The sequence below is a fragment of the Rhodococcus sp. YL-1 genome, assembly GCF_001942025.1.
In the GTDB taxonomy this organism is placed as follows: Bacteria; Actinomycetota; Actinomycetes; order Mycobacteriales; family Mycobacteriaceae; genus Rhodococcus_F; species Rhodococcus_F qingshengii.
In genome coordinates this window covers 5,953,692-5,979,385 of record NZ_CP017299.1, presented here as the reverse complement: position 1 = coordinate 5,979,385, position 25,694 = coordinate 5,953,692, and the positions used below count along the sequence as shown (strand labels likewise).

At 61.0% G+C, this 25,694-nt stretch carries 26 protein-coding genes and 2 pseudogenes; 12 read left to right on the top strand and 16 right to left on the bottom strand.

The genetic code is table 11. The annotated features are described in order from the left end of the window. The first annotated feature begins 3 nt into the window (after positions 1-3). Both BH682_RS27865 and BH682_RS27860 read left to right on the top strand, forming a co-directional pair. Positions 4-829, top strand: a pseudogene (locus BH682_RS27865) (ABC transporter ATP-binding protein). Between the two features lie 21 nt (positions 830-850). Further along, on the top strand, positions 851-1,693 hold the full coding sequence (locus BH682_RS27860; RefSeq protein ID WP_042448187.1) for a siderophore-interacting protein: 843 nt from the start codon (positions 851-853) through the stop codon (positions 1,691-1,693). A 17-nt stretch (positions 1,694-1,710) separates the two neighbouring features. Here the strand turns inward: BH682_RS27860 and BH682_RS27855 are convergent, their stop codons facing one another. Beyond that, the gene (locus tag BH682_RS27855) at positions 1,711-3,060 is read right to left on the bottom strand and encodes a lipase family protein (protein ID WP_058038488.1); all 1,350 of its coding nucleotides are present in this window, start codon (positions 3,058-3,060) and stop codon (positions 1,711-1,713) included. Positions 3,061-3,353: 293 nt separating this feature from the next. On the opposite strand from BH682_RS27855, the gene BH682_RS27850 reads away from it, so the two are divergent. Further along, positions 3,354-3,995: a TetR/AcrR family transcriptional regulator gene (locus BH682_RS27850; RefSeq protein ID WP_058226797.1), complete on the top strand. Its 642-nt coding sequence runs from the start codon at positions 3,354-3,356 to the stop codon at positions 3,993-3,995. An 82-nt stretch (positions 3,996-4,077) separates the two neighbouring features. Here the strand turns inward: BH682_RS27850 and BH682_RS27845 are convergent, their stop codons facing one another. The 5 genes from BH682_RS27845 to BH682_RS27825 form a co-directional block, all read right to left on the bottom strand. After that, positions 4,078-4,815, bottom strand: a complete 738-nt coding sequence (locus tag BH682_RS27845) for an SDR family oxidoreductase (RefSeq protein ID WP_075834816.1) — start codon at positions 4,813-4,815, stop codon at positions 4,078-4,080. Beyond that, entirely contained in the window at positions 4,812-6,287 is a 1,476-nt protein-coding gene (locus tag BH682_RS27840) for an aldehyde dehydrogenase family protein (RefSeq protein WP_075834814.1), read from the bottom strand. Before BH682_RS27840 ends, BH682_RS27845 begins: the two co-directional genes overlap by 4 nt. 133 nt (positions 6,288-6,420) lie before the next feature. Next, positions 6,421-7,605: a winged helix DNA-binding domain-containing protein gene (locus tag BH682_RS27835; protein WP_075834812.1), complete on the bottom strand. Its 1,185-nt coding sequence runs from the start codon at positions 7,603-7,605 to the stop codon at positions 6,421-6,423. Beyond that, on the bottom strand, positions 7,605-8,246 hold the full coding sequence (locus BH682_RS27830; protein ID WP_050654967.1) for a histidine phosphatase family protein: 642 nt from the start codon (positions 8,244-8,246) through the stop codon (positions 7,605-7,607). Before BH682_RS27830 ends, BH682_RS27835 begins: the two co-directional genes overlap by 1 nt. A 14-nt stretch (positions 8,247-8,260) precedes the next feature. Next, a complete protein-coding gene (locus tag BH682_RS27825; RefSeq protein WP_075834809.1) occupies positions 8,261-9,667 on the bottom strand; it encodes an FAD-binding oxidoreductase in 1,407 nt (468 codons plus the stop codon). A gap of 140 nt (positions 9,668-9,807) precedes the next feature. On the opposite strand from BH682_RS27825, the gene BH682_RS27820 reads away from it, so the two are divergent. After that, positions 9,808-10,707, top strand: coding sequence for a LysR family transcriptional regulator (locus tag BH682_RS27820; RefSeq protein ID WP_003943243.1), 900 nt, complete (start codon positions 9,808-9,810; stop codon positions 10,705-10,707). 22 nt (positions 10,708-10,729) lie between these two features. Here BH682_RS27820 and BH682_RS27815 read toward each other — a convergent pair whose 3' ends face one another. After that, a complete protein-coding gene (locus BH682_RS27815; protein WP_223304474.1) occupies positions 10,730-11,809 on the bottom strand; it encodes a helix-turn-helix domain-containing protein in 1,080 nt (359 codons plus the stop codon). A gap of 9 nt (positions 11,810-11,818) precedes the next feature. Next, positions 11,819-12,790, bottom strand: a complete 972-nt coding sequence (locus BH682_RS27810; protein WP_075834806.1) for an alpha/beta hydrolase — start codon at positions 12,788-12,790, stop codon at positions 11,819-11,821. Positions 12,791-12,883: 93 nt separating this feature from the next. Here BH682_RS27810 and BH682_RS27805 point away from each other — a divergent pair, with 93 nt between their 5' ends. From BH682_RS27805 to BH682_RS27795, 3 genes are all read left to right on the top strand, one after another. Beyond that, on the top strand, positions 12,884-13,477 hold the full coding sequence (locus BH682_RS27805) for a hypothetical protein (protein WP_030537406.1): 594 nt from the start codon (positions 12,884-12,886) through the stop codon (positions 13,475-13,477). A gap of 161 nt (positions 13,478-13,638) precedes the next feature. Further along, positions 13,639-14,067: a YciI family protein gene (locus BH682_RS27800; RefSeq protein WP_007735729.1), complete on the top strand. Its 429-nt coding sequence runs from the start codon at positions 13,639-13,641 to the stop codon at positions 14,065-14,067. A gap of 2 nt (positions 14,068-14,069) precedes the next feature. Next, a complete protein-coding gene (locus tag BH682_RS27795) occupies positions 14,070-15,344 on the top strand; it encodes an RNA polymerase sigma factor (RefSeq protein ID WP_070162343.1) in 1,275 nt (424 codons plus the stop codon). On the opposite strand, the gene BH682_RS27790 is transcribed toward BH682_RS27795, so the two are convergent. Beyond that, positions 15,247-15,786, bottom strand: a complete 540-nt coding sequence (locus BH682_RS27790) for a hypothetical protein (RefSeq protein WP_411561114.1) — start codon at positions 15,784-15,786, stop codon at positions 15,247-15,249. The genes BH682_RS27795 and BH682_RS27790 overlap by 98 nt on opposite strands. 154 nt (positions 15,787-15,940) lie before the next feature. Here BH682_RS27790 and BH682_RS36450 point away from each other — a divergent pair, with 154 nt between their 5' ends. From BH682_RS36450 to BH682_RS27775, 4 genes are all read left to right on the top strand, one after another. Continuing rightward, positions 15,941-16,111: a hypothetical protein gene (locus BH682_RS36450; RefSeq protein WP_167398225.1), complete on the top strand. Its 171-nt coding sequence runs from the start codon at positions 15,941-15,943 to the stop codon at positions 16,109-16,111. 58 nt (positions 16,112-16,169) lie between these two features. Beyond that, positions 16,170-16,862, top strand: a complete 693-nt coding sequence (locus BH682_RS27785) for a TetR/AcrR family transcriptional regulator (protein WP_080712795.1) — start codon at positions 16,170-16,172, stop codon at positions 16,860-16,862. A 145-nt stretch (positions 16,863-17,007) separates the two neighbouring features. Next, positions 17,008-18,441: a lipase family protein gene (locus tag BH682_RS27780; RefSeq protein ID WP_143542533.1), complete on the top strand. Its 1,434-nt coding sequence runs from the start codon at positions 17,008-17,010 to the stop codon at positions 18,439-18,441. A gap of 139 nt (positions 18,442-18,580) precedes the next feature. After that, complete coding sequence (locus tag BH682_RS27775) at positions 18,581-19,279, top strand: type 1 glutamine amidotransferase domain-containing protein (RefSeq protein ID WP_030537402.1); 699 nt, start codon at positions 18,581-18,583, stop codon at positions 19,277-19,279. An 86-nt stretch (positions 19,280-19,365) separates the two neighbouring features. Here BH682_RS27775 and BH682_RS27770 read toward each other — a convergent pair. The 3 genes and pseudogenes from BH682_RS27770 to BH682_RS27760 form a co-directional block, all read right to left on the bottom strand. After that, a pseudogene (locus BH682_RS27770) lies at positions 19,366-20,658 on the bottom strand (DUF222 domain-containing protein); the annotation flags it as partial. A 59-nt stretch (positions 20,659-20,717) separates the two neighbouring features. After that, positions 20,718-21,572, bottom strand: a complete 855-nt coding sequence (locus BH682_RS27765; RefSeq protein ID WP_075834803.1) for an alpha/beta fold hydrolase — start codon at positions 21,570-21,572, stop codon at positions 20,718-20,720. Next, complete coding sequence (locus BH682_RS27760; RefSeq protein ID WP_223304473.1) at positions 21,569-22,153, bottom strand: TetR/AcrR family transcriptional regulator; 585 nt, start codon at positions 22,151-22,153, stop codon at positions 21,569-21,571. The genes BH682_RS27765 and BH682_RS27760 overlap by 4 nt, the downstream gene beginning before the upstream one ends. A gap of 116 nt (positions 22,154-22,269) precedes the next feature. On the opposite strand from BH682_RS27760, the gene BH682_RS27755 reads away from it, so the two are divergent. Next, a complete protein-coding gene (locus tag BH682_RS27755) occupies positions 22,270-23,703 on the top strand; it encodes an amidase (RefSeq protein WP_075834798.1) in 1,434 nt (477 codons plus the stop codon). Here the strand turns inward: BH682_RS27755 and BH682_RS27750 are convergent. From BH682_RS27750 to BH682_RS27735, 4 genes are read right to left on the bottom strand one after another with little or no spacing between them, the layout of a single operon-like run. Beyond that, positions 23,700-24,335, bottom strand: a complete 636-nt coding sequence (locus BH682_RS27750) for a DUF5701 family protein (protein ID WP_047272329.1) — start codon at positions 24,333-24,335, stop codon at positions 23,700-23,702. The genes BH682_RS27755 and BH682_RS27750 overlap by 4 nt on opposite strands. Before the next feature lie 10 nt (positions 24,336-24,345). Beyond that, positions 24,346-24,990 (bottom strand): TetR/AcrR family transcriptional regulator, encoded by a 645-nt coding sequence (locus BH682_RS27745; protein WP_042451661.1) that lies wholly within the window; start codon positions 24,988-24,990, stop codon positions 24,346-24,348. Continuing rightward, a complete protein-coding gene (locus BH682_RS27740; protein ID WP_007730221.1) occupies positions 24,978-25,241 on the bottom strand; it encodes a hypothetical protein in 264 nt (87 codons plus the stop codon). Before BH682_RS27740 ends, BH682_RS27745 begins: the two co-directional genes overlap by 13 nt. Next, a complete protein-coding gene (locus BH682_RS27735) occupies positions 25,238-25,672 on the bottom strand; it encodes a hypothetical protein (protein ID WP_075834796.1) in 435 nt (144 codons plus the stop codon). The genes BH682_RS27740 and BH682_RS27735 overlap by 4 nt, the downstream gene beginning before the upstream one ends. Positions 25,673-25,694 lie beyond the last annotated feature (22 nt).

The window sequence follows — 25,694 nt, the reverse complement described above, 5'->3', positions numbered from 1 at the left end:
TTCATGACTACTGCCACCCCAACATCGCGGCTGCGTGCCGAGAAGATCGAACTACGGTACGCCGATCGAACCATCGTGGACGAGTTGAGTCTCGAGATCCCCGATGGAGGGTTCACCGTCGTCGTCGGACCGAACGGGTGTGGCAAGTCGACATTGTTGCGTGCGCTCGGCAGAATGCTCGCACCTCGATCGGGTCGTGTTGTGCTCGACGGTAACGATATTCGGTCCTATCGAACCAAAGAAGTCGCCCGGCGAATCGCCCTGTTGCCACAGTCCCCGCTCTCTCCTGGAGCGATCAGTGTCGCAGACCTCGTATCCCGCGGCCGATATCCGTATCAGAGCATGCTGCGCCAGTGGTCACCCGAAGACGAGCATGTTGTCTCCGAGGCCCTGAATGAAGTCGGAATGCGATATACAGCAGACCAATTGGTGGACGAGCTGAGTGGGGGACAACGTCAGCGGGTATGGATCGCCATGACGCTTGCGCAGCGCACCCCCGGTGTTGTTGCTCGACGAACCGACCACCTTTCTCGACATCGCACACCAGATCGAGGTTCTCGACCTCTGTTCCCAACTCCACCAGTCCGGTCGAACATTGGTCGCGGTCCTGCACGACCTGAACCTCGCGGCCAGATATGCCACGCACGTAGTTGCCATGCGGTCCGGAAAAATTGTCATGCAGGGCAGTGCCTCGGACGTCTTCACCCCTGAGTTACTGCGCGAAGTCTTCGACCTCGAGGCGCTGGTTCTCGAAGACCCGGAAACCGGACGGCCACTTGTTGTTCCGCGTGATCGAAGACCTGTCAGTCAGCTACCCGTCCACAACTGAACCACCGATCAGGAGATATCAATGACTACCGCATCTCGACCTGAAGAAACTGAAACGTCTGCGTCGGCAAAGGCGCCACGCGGAGAAGACCACGACCGCGGTCTCAACGACGTGGTTGCCGTCGTCGAACGCGTCGAACGGCCGACCGAGAGCATCTTGCGCATCGCCGTCCAGTTGACTTCGTCGGCGGACGACCCGAATTGGTTGCGGCCCAACGTCGCATTTCGCATCCAGCTCGGTCCGCAGTACGGCGACGTCTCTCGCGTCTACACGGTGCGCACCTGCAACGCGCCGAGCAGTTCGATGACCTTCGACGTAGTGCTGCACGGCCACACCAGCCCGATGATGAGGTGGGCCGCCGACCTGCGTGTGGGTGACACGTTCTCACTCACCGGTCCTCGCCCGCACTTCCTCGTTCCCGAGATCGCCGGGCGCCGCGTCGCACTGTTCGCCGACGACACCGCGATACCTGCCCTCTATTCGATTCTGCTTCAGTGGCCCGAGGGACTGACCGGCGTCGGCTGGGTCGCCACCGGTGACGCCGAGGCTTTCGCGGAACTACCCGTGATCCCCGGCCTCGAGCTGCACCATGTCGAAGATGGCCTCGCCGAGTACGCCGTCGAACTCGAAAACCCAGGAGACTACGCGGTGTGGGGTGCCGGGGAACGGGACGAGATGCGAGCCATTCGAGCGCATTTCCGCAAGACAGTCGGCCTGGCGAAGGACGATGTAGTTGTCTTCGGGTACTGGAAGCGAGGGGTCAGCACTACCGAGATAGATCAGAACCGACTTCGGAACTACACGAGCATCCTCGAAAACGGCGGCACGCTCGCAGACATCGACGATCTGGCAATCGGTATCTGATGCGACTGTTGGATTCGTCAGCCCACCGCGTGTTCTTCCGGCGCCAGGGAATTGCCCGGTGCGATGTTCGAGCAGTTGTTCGGCAACTGATTTCCGTTGAAACGGTCGTTGAGCCAGGTGATGGCGCCGGGGAGCCACAGCGCGCCACCCGGAACGTGACTGATGGTGTCGTACTGGTCGTACTGGATGGACAAACCTGCGTCGCAATAGCGAGTGGCGAGTGAGCGGACGTCCCCGGCAACCATGACTCCGTCGCCAGGGCCGACGCCCGGTCCACCTGGCTGGGTGCCCTCGAGGGCTCCGTTTGCGGCTTGAGCGATGAACATCGGGATGGTGGGTATCGGCGCGTTGCCCATGTTGATCTTGTTGGCCACGTCGACGTACTCGGGCACCGAGTTGGGGTTCGCATACTCTGGTTTGGCAAGGTCCTGCCAGGTCACCCCCGGGTACTGCAGGATGACGTTCCCGATCGAGGCATCCTCGATCCGAGGTAGGAGTTCGCGTCCGCGATCGCCGAGATACGGGTCGAAATCTATGTCGTAGGCACGGGCAAGTCCGACGACCGCCATCCCGACAACGCCTGCCCAACCGATGCTTCCGTTTGCGTACCGGAGGTTGTTTGCCGGGTTGACCAACAGACCACCCTGGGCGGCGCCGATCAGGTCCTCGTTGATGTCCGGGGCGTAGTCCGGCGCGAGGATGGACGCCCAGTTGGTGGCGATTGCTCCGCCCGAGTATCCCATCAGACCGATCTCGGCTGAGTCGGAAATACCTGTCTCGGATGTGTTGCGAGCGGCACGGAGGGAGTCGAGAGTCATCATTCCGTATTCGGGTCCTGCCGCGAAGTCCGCGTTCGGGCCCTCGGTGTCGGGAATGACGACGGTGTAGCCCAGCGCCAGTAGAGGACCGAACATGACGGCTTCGCCGGAAGCGAGAGTCCCGCCGAAGGCGACATTGCGCCCGCTGACGGTAAGGCTGCCGATCGGGGTGTCCCCCGCGATTGCTCGTGACGGTCCGTCTTCCGGGTTCAGCGAATCGTAGGCAGACTGGAACGAGACAACTTTGTCCGGCTGGGCATTGGGTGGTCGAAGAATCGATGTGACATTCGCAGACGGCCGGCCGAGAGCGTCGGTCGACCGGTACAACACCTGTACGGCTTGCAACGGGGTAGGAATGTTGACGACGTGATAGGGCAAGGTTCTCGTTTTGAGCACGGCCCCAGGCTGATACGACGACAGCGGTGCCGAACCGTCGTACTGATAGAAGGAATCCGCCGACGGTTGCGCGGCGACAGTAGGTGCTGTGATGCCTGTGAGTGCAATGGCTGTCAGCGCCACCGCTCCCTGAAAGAGAATCTTTGATGCCACGATCGACCCTTCGGTTTCGTATGTCTCTCGGCACTTGACGGGCTGGTGTGATGACGACCACACGCTATCTTACTTTTGAGTAATAAACGAGAGGCTTGCGCTGGTTGTTTGAATCATGCATGGACGCAATGTGATTGAGATCTTTGAAGTGGCCTTGATAATTCTGCTCAGGATGCCATGTGTACGATACGACTAGTAGCTGTCGCGACGAGCTGCTGCCTTGGGCTGTTCCGGGTCGTCCGATTCCGGGAAATGTTCTGTGCTGCACGGTCTTGAAGGACGAAGGAGTGGACATGGGTAAGCGCGCTCCCGATGACGGCGTGTTTCGAGACTCGGCCGGCGCCCAGGCTGGACTGCTCACTCCTCCGAGCGGTGCACGTAGCGAGGCGGCCCACGAGAAGGCCCTTCGGTCAGCGGAAGCGCTTCTGAAATCCGGGGGAATGAAGGCGGCGACCATCGATGCGATCTCCGAGCAATCGGGCGTCAGCAAAGTCACGCTGTATCGGCACTGGCCGTCGCGGCAGGCGATCGCCGCTGAAGCGTTCGGTGTGCTCATGGCCCGGCACTTGACGTTTCCGGAGACCAACAGTGCGCAAGACGATTTGAACGATTACCTCGAGGACATCGGAAGGTTCTACCGAGGTCCACTCGGGTCGATCTTTGCCGAACTTGTCGGCGCGTGTGCCAACGACCCGACGACGGCTGCATACTTCCGTACCTTCTTCCTCGACGAACGTCGTCGCGGCTTCGCCGAACTGATTCGACGATGTGTTGAGTCCGGATACTTCCGCGACGACATCGAGATCGAGGAAGCGATCGATCTCTTCTTCGGTCCCTTGATCTACCGGATGTTGGTGGGGCACGCGAGTATCGACGACAACACGGTGCGCTCGATCATCGATCATGCAGTTCGTGGACTCCGGAACGGTGTCTAAAGGGGATATTCGCTGAAATCCTTTGTGCTGGAGAGGGTACTGCCCTCTCCAGCGTTGCGCGATGTGTGTCAACTCGGCACTGTCAGCTGAGCATTTTCAGCACGTTCTGGTACTCACCGTTGATCTCGGCATGACGAAGTGGCTTGGCCGCTTCGACCACAATCTCTGTGGCGTTGTCGTCAGCTTTCAGTAGAGCAATGGTTTCTTCGATGTAATCATCAAGGGGTAGAGCCGATTCCGAGTTCTCCTGGTTCATCAGTGTGGTGCGGACGCCCGGTGGGATGAGTTCGATGCACTGGATCGAAGTATCGGCGAGTTGAACGCGCATGCTCTCGGTGAAGAGATGAACGGCAGCTTTCGTGGCGTTGTACGTGGGCGTGATGGGAAGTGGGACGAAGCCGACGGCGGATGACACAGTGACGATGGTGGCGGTCGGCTTCGTCAACAGATGCGGAATGAACTGGCCGACCAGTCGAATAGTCCCGAGTAGGTTCGTCGTGATCGTTCGTTCGGCGACGTCGAGGAAGTCCGGGTTCTTCAGGTCCTCCGGGTACATGATTCCCGACATCGTCACAAGGACGTTCAGATCGGGAAAGTCCTCCGTTACGGATTCATACGCCGTTCGAATGGATTTCGGGTCGTCCACATCGATGACGACCGTGCCGATGCCCGAGTACTTGTCCGAGATCTCTTGCAGCAGAGCGGATCGCCGCCCACCGATGATTACTTTGTTCCCCTCGTTCTGCAGGCCCACTGCAAGTGCGAGTCCGATACCGGAGGTTCCGCCGGCAATGAAGATGGTATTTCCCGAGATATTCAATGTGTGTTTCCTTGGTTTGTCGTGGGCGTCGACGTGGCGACAGTGATGGATTTGAGTTGGGTGTATTCGTTGAGCGTCTCGAGGCAGAACTCTCGCCCGAGACCGCTTTCCTTGAATCCGCCGAAGGGGACGCCGCCTCCCAGATTGAAGTACTGATTGATCCAGACGCAGCCCGCATCGAGACGGTCCGCGGTTTCCATGGCGTTCTTCAGGTTCGAGGTATAGATCCCAGCAGCGAGCCCGTATGGAGTGTCGTTCGCTTCTGTGATCACTTGCTCGTAATTGTTCCATTTGAGGACGCACAAAACAGGTCCGAAGATTTCGTCCTGCGCAATTCGCATCGAGTTCGTGACCTCCAGAATTGTCGGTTCGACGAAGTTTCCGGCTTCGAATCCCGGCACTACCGTTCGTTTGCCGCCGGTAAGTAGTTGTGCGCCTTCTTCGATTCCGGAATCGATCATCGAGATCACACGATCGGCATGTTCTTGGTGAATCAGGCCACTCAGTTCGGTGTCTTCACTCAGAGGTGGCCCGACTCGCAACGATCGGAATGCGGCGACGAGTTTTTCCACGAAGGCGTCGTAGATATCCTCGTGGATGAACAGACGTGTTCCGGCTAAGCAGGATTGACCGTTGCACATCAGGACGCCGGAGGTCGCGTCTGCGACTACCGCATCGACGTCGTCGATGTCAGGAAAGACGATGCTCGGACTCTTGCCGCCGAGTTCGAGAGTGGTCGAGATCAGTCGGGATGCTGCGGCGTGTGCCACCAGCCGGCCGACTTCGGTGCTCCCGGTGAAAGCGAGTTTGCTGACTTTCGGATGACCGATCAGGGCTGCGCCGGCCTCTTCGCCGAGGCCGGGTACAACATTGAGAACGCCTTTCGGGAACACTTCGGCGGCGATCCTCGCCAGTTCCATGACTGAAACACAGGCATTTTCATCAGGTTTGAGTACGACGGTGTTTCCGGCAGCGAGAGCGGGAGCAATCTTGAATGCCGTCATCACAACGGGATCGTTCCAGGGAATGATCTGTCCGCACACGCCCAAGGGTACCCGTTTCGCAACCAGATACCCTGAGGCCAATTCGCGGCCGAAACCGTGGTGCGCCAACGAAACTGACGCAAAGTATCGTAGGTGCGACACTGCGGCCCGATAGTCTTCTCGCATCTCCCTGATGTGTCGCCCGGTGTCCATGCACTCGAGTTGGGCAAGCTCTTCAGTTCGTTCCTCCACCAGTGCGGCAAACTGCAAGATTTGTGCGGACCGTTCTTCGGTCGTCAGGCCTGCCCACGCCGGAAATGCCCGTCCGGCGGCTTCGACCGCATCATTGATTTCTTCTGCCCCGCATCGGGACAGTGTGGCGAGTAGAGCGCCGGAAGCGGCGTCACGGGCCTCGAAGGTGGATGTGCCGATGGCTCGGAACGCTCCATCGATATACGCACCGTATTCACGAACTGCTTGACCTTCCATGGAACCTCCTAGATCGGTCAATTGGTGACATTGAAAGTGTACTGTACGTTTCGTACACTTGTCGAAGGTTGCCGTGCCGCGCATGGATCGCGTTAGCGGAAAGACCAGCTAGAACATTGTTCTGGTCACATCGTCAAGGCGTGGCTCCAGCAATTTCAGCCGCCTGCTTCATAGCCTGTGAGACGTACCCCGTGCCGATTCTGACGCCGCCCAGCCACTTGGTGAGGCGCGCCGCCTCGGCATCGAGAGAACGTCGCGCAGACGCTGACACGGTCTCGAGCAATCGGACGTGAACCACACCGGTTTCATCTTGGATCCAGCACCCCACGACGCGACCGTCGACCCAAGCGGTGGTGCCGGCATTACCGCGGGTGTCGAAGAGTTGGTTGCGGTGCGGGCCGAGGTAGAAGTCACGGTTCTTCCACCCCATGATCGTCGGGTCGAGCACCGGTAGGAGTGCCACCCAAGGACCTGGATCAGGCACCGTGGCGACGTCATCCGGTAGCAACCAGCCGGTGTCGCCTCCGTCGAGTGAGACTGCAACGGCGTCGAGTTCGGCGAGGGCGGCCCGGACGACCGTCTTCGTCGAGCCCAGCCACCAGACGATGTCGTCTTCCGTGCCCGGTCCGAAGGTGTAGAGCCAACGGCGGACTATTTCTCGATAGCCGTCTGCAGATTCGAGATCGACGGGGGCGTCGTCGAGCCAGTGTCGAGTGAGAGTCCACAGTGGGCGTGAGACGGGGAAGCGGGCGGTGTTGGTGCCGCGCATGATGTCTGCGGTCGCCCCGAGATGCGTGAGAACCCTGGGTGCCGACCAGATTTCATCTGCCGAACCCTCGACCTTGACGTCTATCATCGGCACGGCCTGACGAATCTCTACCGCTGAAAGCCCTTCAGGCCTATCGGTGAGCAACTTCAGCACTTCCGTCCGTGCGCGATCGAGCCAGTCGTTGCCGTCGACGGCGAGTCCGGCCTTGACGACATCCTTGGCCATTCGTGCCCGCTCGGTGTTCGCGACGCGGGCGGACGCACTCGACCACGCGGCCGGCAGCAAGTCGCGGGGAAAGGTGAAGAGTGTGCGGCGCATTGCCAATTGCTTCACGAGACTGCGTTGGTCGTACAGGGCGCGGTCGACGTCGGCGGCGTCCACGGACCGAACCCTCGCCCGGCAAGACAGATAGACCGTCGCTGACTCGGTGGCGTGCAGTACCGTCATCGCCCGCGTGGCAGCTTCCGGCGAATCGACGTGAAACATTGGCTCCAGCGCATGACGTACTCCTATGCGAGCACGGCGTTCGTCGTCGGAGACATGGCGCATCAGGCCATCGTGCCACAGTCCAGGTGCGTCGTATCAGCTAGTTGCACGAGGGTTCGGTTGCGCCAGTAGTCGTCGTGTCGGAGATGTGTGATTGCACCCGGGGTGGTCGCGAAGGTCGCAAATCCTGCGGCTTCGACGGGAATCTGTAGCCAGGCGGAGACGACGAATGTGTGTGCAAAGCCGTGGGTTACGACGATGTGATCGTGATCGAGATCGTCCATCAGTTCGCACATGCACTCGTGAACCCTTGATGCGATGTCGCGGCGGGTCTCGGCACCGGCAACGGGGCCACGGTGATCGAGGCGGTTGTTGTCAGGGGCCGGGACCTGCCGCTGGGCCAGCCACGAGTTCGGGCGTCCTTCGGCTTCGCCAAAGCTGATTTCGCGCAATCGTGAATCCGTTGTCGCCGGAGCATCGAGTGTCCGGGCGATGATCGTGGATGTCTCGGTGCACCGTTCGAGGTCGGACGAGGTGATGCGGACCGCGCGCGAAGTTCCGGTGCGTCGTCGTTTCAGTGCTTCGGCGATCAAACCTGCATCGCGCCGACCAGCGGGGGTGAGAACCGAATTGTGCCAACCGCCGACTACGTCCTGCGCTGTGTGTTCGGCATGAGGATGAGTGACGACGTAAAGATCCTGCATGAGACCCCTTTTGCTTACCCGACTTTTTCCGGCAACAGTATTCCAGGATTGAGGATTCCACGGGGATCCCAGGACGATTTGATCAACTGCATTGCGGCGATGTCGGTTTCAGTGCGCCCCAGCGATATCCACGGCGACTTCGCGCGGCCTATCCCGTGCTCGGCGCTGATGCTTCCATGGTGGGCGGCGACGAGTCGGAACACCATATCGGTCAGTTCGTGTGCGACCCTCGGCTCGGCATCCAGAAGGTTCACATGAATGTTTCCGTCGGCGAAGTGCCCGAACAGGATTGGCCGCACGAGGGGGAATCGTTGTGCCAGGCTTTCTCGGAGGTTGTCGATGAACATTCCCATCACGGACAAGGGGACGGAGATGTCGAGCTTGACTACCGGCGTCGTCGACGACGCGCTGATGCTTTCGGTATGGCTTTCCCGCAGAGTCCACAGTTTTCGAGCCGGCCCAGGCTCGACCGTCGCGTCCTCGATGAGGTCGGCAGAGTCGGAGAGTACTTCGAGGAGCGACTCTTCCGTCTCGCGCGGTGATGACACCTCGATGAGTGTGTACATCGGTGAAGGGGTGCCGAACGGGCGACGGGCATCGGTGTGTGCGCAGACGAGGGAGATGCCGTCGTCGGTCATGATCTCGGCGGCTTCGACGGTCAATCCGCTCTGACGCACGCGATTACACAAATGAAGCGCTTGATCGACGTCGCGTACACCCGCGAGCACGACCTGGGTGTCGGTCGCCGGGGTGACCAGCTTCATCAGGACCTTGGTGATGACTGCGAGCGTTCCCTCACTTCCGGCGAGAAGTCCTGGAATGTCGTATCCGACATTGTCTTTGACGAGTGGAGTCCATCTACTCAGTACCGAACCGTCCGCGAGCACGGCTTCGATACCGAGTATCTGTGCGCGCGTATTTCCATGTCGGACCATGCGCGTCCCACCGGCGTTGGTTGCGACTATGCCGCCGAGTGTCGCGGATTCCTTTGATGCCAAATCGATTCCGAAGCGGAGACCGTGTGCCGATGCCGCCAGGTCGGCGCGAGCAACGGTCACGCCGGCGCCGGCTGCGATTGTCCGACCGATGGGGTCGACGGCTTCGATCGTTTCCAGACGCCTGGTACTCAGCACCACGGACCCAGCCGAGGCGATCCCACCACCGACCAGTCCGGTGTTGCCGCCTTGCGGTGTGATGGGAACCCCCGCGTCGAAGCATGCTCGAAGAACCGCAGACACTTCGGAAGTGTTGCCGGGGCGGATGACCGCGATCGCGTCGCCGATCCAACGTCCCGTCCAGTCACGTGTGTAGCCCTCGATCAGTTCGGGATCGGTAAGGACATGCGTGTGGCCGACGATCTCTGCGAGGGCGTCGAGAAGCCTCGCGTCTGTTGCAGGTTCAGTGAGTGCTCGGGGATTCATGTGCAACCTTGTGATCGTTCGGGTGACAATTTTCGGGAGACAGACGGTGGATCAACGTGAACTCGATCCTCCGACCTCAGGTGATGCCGTGTCCAAGACCAAGTAGTGACACCACCATCTGTTTTTCTTATAATCGCCGTATGAACCTGCAGCGTGCCCGTTATCTGATCGCTCTGTCGGATCATGGGAGCTTCACTCGAGCCGCTGCGAACGTCCACGTCGCGCAATCGGCCCTCAGTCAACAGATCAAGGTTCTCGAGCGCGAACTCGGAGTTCCGCTGGTGGATCGTCGGGGTCCGCAGTTCACCTTCACGGAAGCCGGCAAGGTGGCGGTACGAGAGGCGCGCTTTTTGATCGGGTGTGCGGACCGGGCTGTCGAACGAATTCGGTTGGCCGCGCGCGGTGTGGACGGAGAACTGCGCATCGCGTACACCCGTTCGTGGGCGGGCGGCGCAGTCGCGGATCTGGTCAGCACCTATCGAAGGCTCTACCCGGGCGTCGAAGTTGTCGTTCATCGTGGCACTTCGGCGCAGACTGTCGACCTCGTCCGAACCGGAGCCGTCGACATCGCGGTTGTTCGCCCGCCGCTCGATGAAGACGATCGAGAACTTCCCCTGATCGTCCTCGATACCGAACCTATCCTGGTCGCTGTTCCCGTGGATCATCCGTTCGGAGATCGAGCGACGCTCGAACTCGGAGATCTGGTGGACGTCCCCGTTGTGTTCTGGCCGGAGGCCAACGCCCCGGGGATGTATTTGCGTACGCTCGAACAACTTTGGCCAAACGGGGCGCCCAGCATCGTTCGATTCGAGGCCGACGACGAGCAGGTGCTGCATGCCGTCTCGGACGGGGTGGGTATTGCGCCGATCCCCCAGGGCAGAGCGCGGATGCTCCGCATTCCGGGTGTCCATCTATGTGAGATCGCCGGTGAGCAACCAACTCTCGACGTGGCAGTGACCTACCGGCCGGATAATCCGAATCCGGCGCTTGCGCCGTTTGTTGCGCTCGCTGAACGCGAAAGATCGTCAACCACTGCGTAGTACCTGTGATGCGCGGTGGGTCCTATCCGCCATCGAGGACCAGCATCATGGCCGTTGCGCGTGCTCGGTTCTCGATGGAATCGACGTGGAATCCGACGTGCTGGGACAGTTTCGCCAATCGGTGCGCGACGCTGCTGTGGTGAAGATGCATGGAATCTGCTGCGGCCCTCAAGGTTCCGGACTGCAGGTATGACCTCAAGGTTTCGAGTAGTTCTAACCCCTGTTTGGTATCGCCGATCTCTTCGGCACGAACCAGATCCGGTATTCGCGAGTGATCGATGTGTGGTCCCGGCGCCAAGAGGTTGAGGGCGCCGAGATCGTCGGCGTTCACGATCGGTGTTGTTGCCGACGCCTGTGTACGAGCGAATCGTGCAGTGCTCAGTATTGTGCTCACTTCGGAAGCGGGAGCAGTCAAAGATATTCCGGCGCGAATGAATGACGACAGCGCGGCCTCGGACAGCTCGGGTGTCGCCGCGAACGAACCCGTCACGAGATTCAGATACTCGCCGTCAGCGTCTATCCCAGTGGCTTTGCCAGGTTTGTAATCTGGCGAAATGACAAGGTGTGCAGCACCTTCGGCCGTGCCTGAGACTGCCTTGGTTGCCATTACACGGACTGGGGTATGGGGTTCGATACCGAGACCGGCGCAGGAGGTGAGCACCGCGAGTTCATCCATCGGGAACAACAGATTTCGAGTGTGCTCGGCTTCGGTAGGCAGGCGTCGCGGTTGCAGAATTATCGCTGCGGTCAGGGCCATCCGGTCGACGAGCATTTCGTCGAGTGGCAAGCTGGCCCCGGGTCGTTCGATCCATACCGTTCCGAGAACCTCGTCGTCTACGGCAATGTTTCTGGTCATGCTCGGTGGGAGCTGAGGATCGGGTGACCATCGGCCGCGCGGATCGCAACGGCGCAAATTCTTCTTGCTTCTGCCGCGCTCGACGATCTCGATACCCACGACGCAGTCCGCCAACTGCGCGCTCGCACGAAGCAAAGACGCGGTGTCGGAGCCGTGCCGCACGAGGGCGTCGAAGTAATCGATGACACGTACCAGGCCTGCCGAGTCTGCATCGAGCTCGGCAAGCCGGTACATCAGTCCTTGCATCTCGCAACGCTACGAGACCGGCGAGAGCGAACGCAACCCTCTCCTGAGCGCAGTGAGGGCTTCGGCGGCACCTCTTTCGCTGACCGCGGCGGTCGCGACCAGTGCCGACCCGTGAAAGGTTCCGGGGAAGGAGTGCAATTCGACGCTGACTCCCGCTTGCAGCAGCCGAAGGGCGTATTCGATTCCTTCGTCGCGGAGCGGGTCGAGTTCCATGGTGGACAGGTAGGTCGGCGGCAGGCCGGTGAGGTCGGTAGCCCGGGACGGCGCAGCGTACATGGACACGTCAGGATCTTCGGGACCGGAATACGACCCGCCGAGATAGTACTTCCACGACAGGATGGCGTTAGGGCGGTGCCACAAGGGGGTGTCGACGAAGTTCGTCATCGAGACCGTCGCCAGGCGGTCGTCGAGTTCAGGGATTTCGAGGAATTGGAAGGCCACGGGCACAACGCCCTCGTCACGGGCTTTGAGGACAGTGCCTGCGGCCAGTCCACCGCCTGCGCTCTGCCCTCCCACTGCGATGCGGCGTGGATCGACCCCCAGCTCCTCGGCATGGGCGTGGATGTAGAGGAGTGCGGCGTAGCAGTCGTCGACGGGGCCGGGGAAGGGGGTTTCGGGGGCGAGGCGGTACTCCACGTTCGCAACGGCGAATCCGAGTTCCCGCGCCACCTCGACGCAAAATGGATCGCTGGATTCTGCGGTGCCGATTGCGAATCCGCCGCCATGGATCCAGAGCAGAACGGGGACAGGGCCGGCAGTGTTGTCCGGGGTGAAGAAACGAATCGTGACCTCCGGATCGCCGTCCAGGCCGGGTGCCGACAGTTCACGAAGCGTGACTCCGTCGAATGACAGGTCGGCCAACATGGTGCCGACCAGAGCGTCGTAGGTGGCCCGTGCGTTGGGGAGGTCAGCGAAGTCCACCTTCGGGAGCATGGTGAGTGCCGCGGCGAGTTCGGGGTCGAGAGTCGGGAATGTTGTCATGCACCCATCATCGAGCCTGATTGTGGCCTACGTCACCAGCGGATTGTAGGAAATCGGAGAGTCTCCCTCCGACACCCGTCGGATCTCCCTAGGATGACGCCGGTGGACAGGGTACATCTCGGGGTGGGTTCGAGCGATTCGAATAGTGGGGCACGGATTGGTGGACGACCTCCGCAGGTTTTCGCTGGTCAGGCGATTCTGCGGTCGCACGAGTACCTTCTGACGCTCGAGGCACACACGGCGCCGTGGCTCGGCGTGCGAGAGCTTTCGATCTTCATCCGTCGAGGTTTCTCCATCGGCGACGACGACCTCGAATACCCGGACATCGGGGTTAGGGCAGTCCTGCACTTGCCGTCGTCACGAAGTGCGGAATCGGCGGGCAGCCATGCGGGCCTTGGCAGCGCGGCGTTGATCAGGATTCCCTCGGACGACGAGGTGATGCCGTTGGTGTTGATAGCTCCGCAACCGGTGCTCATTCAGAACGAACCGTCCTACGCCGATGCCGTCGAGGCAGATGGACACAGCTTCCTGTTCCAGATCAACGAAGAGGGGTGGCCGGTGGTTGCTGAGTCCCACCCCGATTTCGTAGAGGAGTACCTATTCGGTTACGGGTCGGTGTATTTCTACGGGAGCTCTGACGCGACCGGGCTCGTTCGCGAAGTTGTGCCGGGATTTCTCGACTTCTGACCGGCCCGACGGCCCGTCCGCCGATACCGTGGGCAGCGTATCGCGACCGGCGGTTATGTCCTCGGAAAAATTGTTTCGGAAGTTTGTCGATCGGTGAGTGCGCCGTTCGACGTGTAAGCAGAGGGACCGAACAGAGCGGTCCACGAACGAAGGAGATTCTCATGAAGTACATGCTGATCATGCGTTCCACCGATGAGGCTATCGAAGCATCCAAGGACATGGACTTCGACGAGATCATCGCGGCGATGGGGCAGTACAACGAGTCCCTGATCAAGGCAGGTGTCTTGCTGGCCGGTGAGGGACTGGCGATGGAGGAGGGATTCATCGTCGATTTCGAGTCCGATCCTCCGCTGGTCTCCGACGGCCCGTACGGGGAGACGAAGGAGTTGTTCTCGGGATTCTGGATCATTCAGACGTCGACCAAAGACGAAGCCTTGGAATGGGCGAAGCGCTGCCCGCTCGGGCCGGGAAGCAAGCTCGAGGTACGCCGCGTGAGCGAGATGTCGGACTTCGATCAGGACAACGAGTACATCCAGAAAGAGGCAGGCTGGCGTGAAGAGCTCGGTACCGATCGTCCGGTCGCAGGCTGACCATGACCGACGAGGCGGTGCGAGAAGAAACGAGAAAGGCTGTCGACGCGGTCTGGCGTATCGAATCCGCGAAGATTGTCGCCACGTTGACTCGCACCGTCGGAGATCTTGATCTCGCCGAGGATCTGGCCGCGCAGGCTCTGCTCGAAGCCGTCGAGCAGTGGCCCGCGACGGGGGTTCCGAGAAACCCCGCTGCCTGGCTGACATCTGTGGCGACACGACGAGCGATCGACGGGTGGCGACGACGTGAGAGGTTGGACGAGCGCTACGCCCACTTTGCGCGTGAACTCGAGAACGACGCTTCACATTTCGACGACGTCAGCTGGGATCCGGACCGCATCGACGACGATGTCCTTCGCCTGATGTTCATCGCCTGCCATCCCGTGTTGAATCGAAAAGCGCAGGTGGCGTTGACGCTTCGGGTGGTGGGCGGTTTGACCACGGAAGAGATTGCGAAAGCGTTCCTCACGCCGACGGCGACGGTGCAGCAGCGGATAGTCCGCGCGAAGAAGGCGCTGACTGCCTCGAAAGCGGTTTTCGAAGTTCCAGGGCGAGAAGAGTTTTCGCGCAGATTGAGCGCCGTCCTCGGAGTGCTGTACCTGGTGTTCAACGAAGGCTATGCAGCCAGTTCCGGGGACGAGTGGATGCGGGCGGAGCTCAGTGCTGAGGCTCTGCGGCTCGCGCGAATACTCGCCGAATTGGTCCCCAGGGAGTCCGAGGTACACGGCCTTGTCGCATTGATGGAGCTGACAGCCTCGAGATTCGGCGCTCGGACAACCTCGACCGGTGAGCCCATCCTGCTGGCGGACCAGGACCGGACGAGGTGGGACCGTCTACAGATCTCGCGTGGGCTTGCGGCGCTGGAACGAGCTGACGCCGTCGGGCGTGGACGAGGCCCGTACGGCCTGCAGGCGGCGATTGCCGAATGTCATGCGCGAGCAGCAACTTTCGAAGACACCGATTGGAAGAAGATAGTCATCCTCTACGAGGCTCTGGCGCAACTGGCGCCATCGCCCGTGGTCGACCTCAATCATGCGGCGGCGGTATCCATGGCATACGGTCCTGGCCCTGCGCTCGAATTCGTCGACAAGCTTGTCGCTTCAGGTGAACTGGCCGACTACCACCTGCTTCCCAGCGTTCGGGGGGAGTTGCTCAGTCAGCTCGGCCGATCCGAGGAGGCTAGAACCGAACTCCTCGAAGCGGCTCGTCTGGCCGGGAACGAGCGTGAGCGCGCTGTGCTGGTCGCGAAAGCAGATGCGCTGCTGCCGGATCGGTAGTCACGCGATTGTTAGTCACGCGATTGATAGTCAGGGCTGTCGGATTATCATTCGGCACCATGGGCGGCATCCCGACTCCGTAGGGATCGAGCATGTCCGATACACGTCGACCCCACCGTTCATGCGCGGACTGACGGGTCATTCCGGCAGCGCGGCCGATGGTTGACCATGTTGCGCCGAATCTACGCAGGCTCATGACGCTTGCCGTCGAATCGATACCCGCGGCGAGCTGAATCCGGAAACAGGCCAACTGCCACGCCATCTGACGCTGCGCCGGGATGTCGGTGTCCTGTTCTGCCTCCCACTCAGGGCTACCAGGTAAAGGATCTGTTCCGACAATCTTGTCTGCCTGAGTGCCGGCCTCGGTGATCGCGGCGTTGACCGTGGTGATCGCGGCGGTCTCGATCTTCGCGGTCAGGGCGCGTTCGATCAGGTCTTCCATGAGAAGTTCTCCTTTCGTCAGGACTAGCCTGACAGGCGCTGTTGAATTCTGTCAAGAGTCCCCTGACGGACTTTGAGTTTAATTAATGCACGATCTATTTGTGTACTATCTAAATGGTCTCCGGTTCTGTTGACCGTCGTCGAAGGGGTTGCTGGTGAAAATCGTGGTTTTGTCGTTCCTGGTGGCGTTGACTTTGATGACGGTCGGGATCATCGCCGCGCGCAAACGCAGCACTCGACCTGCCGTGACCGGGGCAGTTACTGCGGCGTCAACGGTTCTCGCTGCCGCCTGGACACTTTTTGCCGTGGCCTTCGTATTGGCCTGATCGTGCTGCAGTGCCGATGCGCCGGTAGTGGTGGTGAAGGAACTTCGCAGCAGGTCAGATGCGTTTTGTGTGCGGCGCGATGCCGCATACTCTGGCAGACGTGGCAATCGCTGAAACAGACAGAAACTACGGCGGAAGGTCGGTCGCGGCTCGCAAGGCCGAACGCCGTTCCCTCTTTTTGAATGCTGCTCTCAGTGTGTTTGCAGACCAGGGGTATGCCGGAAGTTCGGTGGCGGATATCTGCGCGTCCGCGAGTCTGGCCAGAAGGCAGTTCTACGACGAGTTCGGTAGTCGCGAGGATCTACTCCTCGCGCTGTACGACCAGATCCAACTCGACGCCAGAATTGCAATGGTCGACGCACTCGATGCAGAGCCTTCGGTCAATCTCCGTGACAAGGCAGCGACGGCCATGGCCGCCTTCGTCGAGTCGGTCGGAAGTGACCCACGACGCGCACACGTTGCCTTCATCGACGTCGTAGGTGTCAGTCCCCGGGTGGAAAAGCATCGTGTGGACCAACGTTCGGTCTGGGCAACATTTTTCGAGTCGATCATCAAAGGGATCGTGGGCGAAGATTACGAACCGCCGGGTGGTTACCGGTGGGCGTCCACCGCCTTCATCGGCGCGCTTACCGCGCTGGTGCACCAGTGGAGCACTGCAGAGCCTCGTCCTCCCGTGTCGGTACTGGTCGATCTGATGACGGTGCTCTTGAATGCGTTGATCGACGACGCGCCCCTTCGCACCGACGAATAGGTCACGAACACCAGGGGATTGTAATCCGGCCCACAACGCTCTACTCTCGTCCTCAATGTGTTAGACACTCGCATCTAACTTGTGTGCTCGTGATGAGAACTGCGGCAACACAAGGCAATCTGTGCTTTTCCGGGGAGGAATTGGTATGGGACGACGCTGGACAACTGACCGACAATGCGGGGGCCTCGCAATTGCCGTGATTGCAGTAATCGGGCAGATCGGACTTTCGGCACCTGCCTCAGCGGCACCGGACGAAGGTGTTCCCGCCCAAATTCAGGTCCAGCCTGCCCTGCCGCCTGCGGTTGCACCGCCTTTGCCTGAACTGGACCAGGCCTTCTATGAACCGCCTGTCGAGGTCGTCGAATCCAAGCAACCGGGTGAGATCATCGCCGCTCGTGCGGTGAATCTCGGTACTCTCAACCTGATTCCGACCAACGTGGATGCGTGGCAGATCTCGTATCGATCCAATAATGCTGCGGGCGAGGCAATTCCTGCTGTCACCACAGTGATCAAGCCGCGTGGCGACACTCGCGATGGAGGCCCGCGCCCGCTGCTGTCCTTTCAGATGGCAGAGGATTCACTCGGAAACTACTGCGCACCTTCGTATGTCATGCAGCAAGGCGCGTTGCCGTGGCTGGTGACGGGCGCTGCGACCGGTGGGGCTCAATTCCTCGAAGTGCAGGCGGCACTGGCGCAGGGTTGGGCATTGTCGGTGCCCGATCATCAGGGACCCAATTCTTCCTTCGCCTCCGGCCCCGTCGCGGCCCGGATCACGCTCGACGGTATTCGTGCTGCTGAGAACTTCGAACCCATGGAGCTGCAAGGGCGGTCAACTCGCGTAGGGCTGCTCGGCTACTCGGGTGGATCGATTCCTACCGGTCACGCAGCTGAAATACGGCAGGCGTACGCGCCGGAACTGAATATCGTCGGAGTCGCCGAAGGTGGTGTTGCCGCGGATCTCGGCGCTTTGCTCGACAATGCCAACAACGCTCTCGGGGCCGGGATCGTCGCTGCCGGTGTAATCGGAGTGAGCCGAGAAGATCCTGAACTTGCAGGTTTCATCGATCAGCACATAAACCCTGCCGGCCGAGCGCTTTTCGCTGCCAAGGACAACCTGTGCATGCTCTGGACGTCGGCTGCAGTGCCCTTCCTCAACATCAAGGGCTTCCTCGATGTCCCGGGAGATCCGGTCCAACACCCCACGGTGAGAGCTGCGCTCTCCCGAGCTGCCATGGGTAAGTCGGTTCCTGACGTGCCGATGTACATTTATCAGTCGAATCCCGACTGGTTGGTGCCTGTTGGCCCGGTGAACAAACTTGTCGATACCTATTGCCAAGATCCTTCTGCGAGTGTCGTTTACACCAGAGACCACTTCAGTGAGCACGTCAGCATGGAAGTCGTCGCATTGCCGAGTGCTCTACTGTGGCTTCGTGATCGGTTCGCTGGTGTGCCTGCTCAGCAGGGATGCAGCACCTTCGACGCTGGATCCATGGCGCTTGATCAGAGGACCTGGCCAGTCTGGGTGGATGCGGTTGGTGAACTCGTCGCAGGACTGTTCGGCAAGCCGATCGGGACCTGACGGGTGACGTGATTCTGCGGTGGTGAGGAATTCTCACAAGGGCAGCGTGTTGCACTGACTGGACGTTATTTCATTGATCGGGCCTTGAAGATGGTGTCTTGTCACCAATGGGTTCCTTTTACCGACGAAAGGTTGCGCGATGACAAAGCTGTTGTTTGCGGTCACTTCTGCAGATCACTGGACGCTGAAGGACGGAACACCCCACCCGACCGGGTACTGGGCGGAAGAACTGGTCGAGGCGCATCGCGTTTTCGTCGACGCCGGCTACGAGATCGTGATCGCGACGCCTGGCGGTAAAGCTCCCGTTGTGGACGAGGGAAGCCTGGCGCCCGAGGTGAACGGCGGGCAAGAAGGCGCCGACCGTATGCGCAAGTACATCGCCGATCTGCAGCCGGTGCTCGATTCGCCGGAGATTTTGGAGAACGCCGATGCTGCCGATTACGACGTGGTCTTTGTACCGGGTGGACATGGACCGATGGAGGATCTTGCGGTGTCGGCATCCTTCGGTGAGCTTCTCGTGAACTTCTTGGACGCGGACAAGGTGGTCTCGGCGGTCTGTCACGCGCCGGCGGCACTCCTGCCGGCCCAGAGACCCGATGGAAGCTGGCTGTTCGACGGCTATCAGCTGACCGCGTTCACCAACGAAGAGGAGACGCAGGCTGGTCTGGCGGACAAGGCTCCGTGGCTGCTCGAAACTCGCCTACGCGAATTGGGCGGCAAATTCTCGAAGGCCGAGGCGTGGTCGCCTTATGTCGTGGTGGACCGCAAGCTCTACACCGGTCAGAATCCGGCGTCGTCACGGCCTCTCGCCGAGCGGATTGTCGCCGACTTGGGCTGAGCATGTTTTTTGGCGCCGCATCGAGGTCTCCTCGATGCGGCGCTGGTCCGTGTTCTGTTGTCGCCAAAGAGGTTTGACCTCTCAGGTTTGAAGGTGGTGTTCGCCGGCCTGGGTTGCTGTCCGGGGTCGATCGAGGGTGGCGGGATGAACCACGGTTTGTTGTCGACACCGATCCGAATCGCCCACTTCCCGACGAACCCTGATTTCCGGTGCATCAACCGGTGGTGCGAACGGCACAGCAGGACCAGGTTGTTCATCACCGTCGGGCCGCCGTTGGCCCAGTGCCGGATATGGTGCGCATCGGTCCACGCCGGTACACATGTGCAACCCGGGAACGCACAGCCTCTGTCTCGGGCAATCAACGCAGTCCGTTGTTCGGCGGTGACCAACCTCTTCCCTGGTTTCGCATCGAGCGGCGCCCCGTGACCGTCGAGCAGAACGGTCGACAGGAAACAGTCGCAGCCGAGAAGCCTGCTCTGCGACACCGACAGTGGTCCGAGCCAGGGCATGTGCCCGACATCAAGATCAGACGGAGACTCTTCACCATCGGAGGGCGCGGCGGCGCAATCCCGATGCTCAGCGAGATCACGCGCGTTGATGTGCACGTTCACGTGCGGGCGCTGGCCACCATCGGTTCCGGTCTTGGCACAGTCCAGATAGCGGCGGATCAGTTCGCTGAACCCGTCCGCCGTGCGTTTCGCCGCCGACCTAGAATCCGGGGTTCCATCCGGTGCCGGGGTCGGCATCGTCAGATTCGACAACGCCGACAACAGCATTTCGCCGGTGAGGGCGTCGAAATCCCCGCGCACCACCACTCGACCATTCAATGTCGACGCGATCCGCAGCTCATTCCGGTCGACGTCTTCGGCGGGTGGAATCTCATCGGACTCGAACAACCGCTCCAAGGTCGCGATCACGTTCCGCACCTTCGTGGTCGTCGCTTCCACCCCCGACGCAGCAGCCAACAACAGATCGATGCACTTCGGTAGTGCTTCCTCCGGCATGCCTTTCGGTGGTGATTCGCAGAACGCCACGATCAACACGGCATGATCGAACGAGCAATCCCCATCATCGAAGCCTGCCGCCACCGCCGGACACGGCCGCAAAGCTGCACCCAGGGCGGCGATCTTCTTCCCGTCCCGAACCTGCAGCATCGTGTTGGCCGCCAACCACGAACCGACCCCGCGGCTGGCGATCACCTGATCATCCGGGCGCATCGAGAGTTCGTCGACCACTGCCACCCGCACAGCCTCGAGACGAAGAATCTCCGCGCTCGCCGACACCGCAGCCGCACGTAACTCAGCAGCCGACAACTGCCACAGACGTCCACGTAACCCCACCGCAGAACCCGAAACCACGTCCGACAACAAGACACTCATTGAATCCCCCGATCCCCTCCCCAAATCATACTCGAACACGCGTTCGAGTCAATAGGGAATTAGGCGAGGGCGCGAAGGAGTGGAGTGGGGTCCGCGACGACGAACAGATGGCCGCCTCCGTTGATCTCTTCGAAGCGAGAGTCGGGAATCAACGAGTGTGCCCAGCGGGCTACTTCGATGGGTACGTTTCCGTCGTCGGTTCCGTGTAGGAAAACCGTTGGTACCGAGATCGATTGGAAGAGTCCAGGCACCTCGTGGCGATACCGAGCCAAGTCGACAACCCCTGCGGATCCACCCTGTGCGATCCCTTCGGATGAATCCAACTGGAGAGCGGGGCGATGTACCTCGTCGGTCATGACTGCCTGATCGGCGGCCGGCCAGATCGAGACTGAGTCGCTGCGTAGCTTGGAGAACACTCCGGTTCCTGCGAGCATTGCGCCGGCCACGCGGGGAGCCCAGTTGGCGGCAAAGTACAACGCAGATACCAGTTTTATTCTGCGTCGCAAAGTATCTCGCGGTGCCCCGGGGATCATGGCGCACGCCAGCACCAGTTTCGAGACTCGTTCGGGAACGGCTGCAGCGACTGCGAGCGCGTAACCGCCGCCTCCGGAGAAACCCATCAGTGTGGCCGAGCCCAACTCGAGGTGATCGACCAGGGTGACGAAGTCGTCGTCCCAGGAATGAAATCCCTTGTCCGTGTACGGATCCGTGCGTCCGAAGCCGGGTCGGTCGGGGACTATCAGCCGTATGCCTGCCGTCGAAGACGCGTTGTGGAGTGAGAGCCCTTCGTATCGGCTGCCAGGTGATCCGTGGGCCACGACTACCGGGTGGCCAGTCGGATCGCCGTACTCGCAGAATGCGATACGACGCCCCGACGCGTCGCGAATTTCGGTTGTGGTCACGCCGCTCGTCATGATGTGGTTCCTTGCTGCGCGATCGACGCCACACCGTCCAGGATGAGGGCGACTCCGAACTCGAACCTTCGGGTGGGATCGTGATGAAGTGCGAACACCGATGCCTCGCGTCGATCGGCAGGTGCGCTGTCGAAAGCGCCGCGTCCCAATTGAATTGCGACGTGTCCGGTGACGAAATCATGCAGCGCGCCGTATGCGTACGTGGCCTGCTCGTCCTCGAGGCCTGCCAAGGAAAGGGTGCTCACGACTCGGTGGGCGGTATCGTCGGCCCCGGGTGCTTCCAGTGATGCCTGCCGATGGGCTTCCAGGACCAGGGGATGGCGCATCAGGAGGTCGTGGAGGCCGTAGGCGAACGTGCGGGCAACCCCGCGCCAGTCGGTCGGCCAGTCGATCGACGAGACGGCTTCGCCTACGAGAGTCGAGATCAGATCTCGCCTCAAGGCGTCGATGCCGCCGGTTGTGCGGTGGACGGACATCGGCGATATGCCGAGTCGTTCGGCGAGCACTCGAAATGACACCGCATCCAGGCCGTCCGTATCGGCGATCTCTGCCGCGGCATCAAGAATCTGTCTGTGACTCAATGCTTTTGGTCGACCAGCCCTTGCAGAGCTGGTGGATTCGGATACCATGCTGACAACAATAGCGATACGCGTATCGAAATTACAAGTGTCCATCGACCTCCAAGGAGCGCTGCCCGATGACCGATCTCCATCAACTGTCCGCCGTCGAACTTGCCGGTGTTATCGCCGCCAAACAGGTCTCGATTCCCGAAGTCACCAGGTACTTCGTCGACCGTGCGACCACTTCCGATGACGTCGGCGCCTTCACGACGATCGCCGGGGAGCACGCAGTCGCCCTCGCCGAACAAGCGCAGCGCAGGTTGGACGAGCGGGACGCCGGGCCCCTTCCGCGCCTGTTCGGCGTTCCGACGGCAATCAAAGACCTCGACGCAACGCGCGGCATTCGCACGACCTTCGGATCGGCGCTCTTTCGCGACTTCGTGCCGGACGCTGACGACGAGATCGTCGAGGCGATCCGAGAAGGTGGGTTGATCGACATCGGTAAGACGACGGTGCCCGAGTTCGGGGCAGCCTGTTACACCGAGCCGGAAGTCGCTCCGCCTGCTCGCAGTCCGTTCGATCGCACGCGGAGTGCCGCCGGCAGCAGTGGCGGCGCTGCTGCCGCCGTCGGCGCTGGTCTGGTGCCGTTTGCACAGGGAAGTGACACCGCCGGTTCGTTGCGTTCGCCGGCAAGTACGTGCGGAGTCGTCGGCCTCAAGCCGAGCCGCGGTTTGATCACGATGGGCGTGGCGGGGCATGACAACTTCGGATTTGCGAGCAAGGGGCCGATCGCCCGGACAGTTCGCGATACCGCTGCGCTGCTGGACGTTCTGGCGACGCGACCCGGCGCCGGAACTATCCACCCGCCTCGGCCGAAGTCGTTCGAAGAGTTCGTCGTACAGGCCGGGGGAGTTCGGGCTCGCCCCTTGACCGTCGCTCTTGCTCACGGATCGGTCTCCGGCGGAGCCGTGGATGCGCAGCTCTCGGCTGCTGTATCGAAGGTTGGGTCTGTGCTGGAGGGTCTGGGCCACAACGTGTTCGAGCGACCGCAGGCTCGCGATGACATTTTCATCGATGCTTTCGTCAAGATGTTCTCGTCTTTGGCGGGAACCAAGCCGATCCCGGAGGAGTACGAACACCTTCTGCGTCCGATAGTGCAACACTTGCGAGTTCAAGCAAACGAGGTGCGTTCGGGTGAGCTGGCCGCGGCAATCGGAATTGTTCAGGCCTGGGCGCGACGATGGAGTCTCGACTACGCCGACGCCGACCTTGTCGTCACTCCGACTGTGACGAAGCCGCCGCTTGCGATCGGGGAGTTGCGCAACGACGAAGACCCCGCGACCGAACTGATCGACATGGTCGCTTTCACCGGAAACACCGTCGTCGCCAATGCAACCGGTTTCCCGTCGATCAGTCTGCCACTCGGTTGGACGGAAGACGGCGTTCCACTCGGCGTGATGATCTCGGCGAAATGGGGTTGCGACGCGGAATTACTCTCTGCCGCTGCAATGCTCGAGGCCGAGATGCCGTGGAAGGATCGGTACCGATTCGACCGCGCAACCGTGCTCTAGTTCGGGAGCGGTACCCGGTCGCTCGCCGATGCGAACCCCAACCACGTGTGGCGGTTACCCCACCAGCACCACCCGACTTTCGGGGCGTTGCGGTTGTCTTTGCCGTCGCGACCGGTTCCGTTGCTGATCCACACGGCGGGAGTTCTGGTGTCGAAGGATCCGTCAGGTTTGCGCAGTCGGGAGCCGATGGTCATGAAACACTTTCCGCGTTCGAGAATGTCGGGGCGCTGCAACAGCCAGTGGATGCCTTCGGTAAGCGTCAGCGGCGTACGGTGTGCGTCGACGATTGCGGGCAATGCTTCGTCCGGGCTCCAGTTGGCCAGGTGATCCCCGCGGTCGACTCCACTGAGCAGATGTAATGAGCTTTCGGGCAGCGTTGCCTGCTCGGTGGGGGCGAACAAATCGACGTCCGCCATGTCGACGACTATGAATCCGCGCTTGTTCTCGAGCTCGAGCAGCGGAGTCAGAACTGAAGCCGGAGCCAGTTTTTCGTGCACGGTGAGTAGTCCGACATCACCGTGCCCGGTTGCGGCCTCCCTGACATCGCCGGCAGAAAGTCCGGCCATCTCGTGAACACCGAGTTCGATCAATCGCTCGGCCTGCTGATCGATGGGCGGGAGGTCGAAATGCATATCTGCGATCCTACCGATCGTGAGCAGAGCGATCGGAGGGTTCGGCCGCGAGGGAAGTCGGCCACGCAACGCCCAACGCGCGCATGATGAACGGGACGGTGGTCGCTACGACGGCGTCCACTCGGTCGCCGGCCATGAGCATCGGGCGTCGGCTTTCCACGCAGGCGAGGATGAGTTGCGCGGATGCGGCAGCATCGGAATCGACAAAGACACCGGCGTCGACACCTTCCTGGACGACCTGTTCGACCAGAACCGACAGCGGGACAATATGTTCGAGGAAACTTTCGCGATCCTGCGCCGACAACAATTCGACCAACGCGATTCCTGTGAATCGTTGCAGTGAGAACTCGACGAGTGTCAGTTTGACGAGGATTTCGAGTCGGTCCACAGGATTCTCGCGGTCCGCGAGTTCACGCTCGGCCAGGAGTAGGAATCTGTCCATCTCGCGTGTGGACCAGGCGAGCAGCAACGCGGATTTGTCGGGGAAGTAGTTGTACACCGCTGTCCGCGAGACGCCGGCCGCCTGGGCCACGGTCTGCAGCTTCACGTTTTGCCAACCCTGCTCGTGAAGTTCGCGAATGAATGCGTCCAACATGGCTTCTCGGGTGGCGATTTTGTGCTCTGCGGTCGTCGCACCACCGGTCAACTTCGGCATGGTCGATCCTCCTGGGTCTGATTGACGGTCACGGGGAGGTCGAACAGGTCCGCAACAAGGCGCGGATCACCTTGCCACATCGAGACGGGTGCGAGCATCATCTGCTGCGCGATCGAGCGTACGGATCGGCAGACCTCTTGTTCTTCGGCGAGTGTGAGCGTCGTGCGTTTGCGCAATCGCTCCATCTCCGCGGTAGTGAGATCAGTGATCCATTCCTCAGCTGCAAGCGAGAGGGGTGAATCCGGTGTCACGACCGATCCAACTCGGCAATGGAGAACCGCGAAGTCATCACGGACAGCGTGATGACGGCGACGACCGAGACGGCGTGTGCCGCCGCCAGCCAGAGCGACTCGGGTGCATGTTTGTGAAGGGTGGGCGCCATCAGCATGGCCATGAGGAGGGCGAGACTCGACAACATCGCGGGACCGTTGGGGCGGCCGACAAGCAGGCTGACCAGAAGAACGAGCGCGACGACGCTGCCCGCCACATCTACAGGTGGGTACGTGGCCGGAACGATTCCGCTGACAGTGTCGGTGAAGTTCAGTCCGATCGACACCAATTGCGCGAGACCTGTCGCGCCGGCCAACCAGGCCGTCCAACGCAGTCCGTGGAGTCCGGCTTTCCGAATGCCGGTCAGGGTTCCTTCGGCGGATTCCCACGCTTCGGGCGTCGGTGTTGTCACGGCTACTCCTTTTTATGACGAG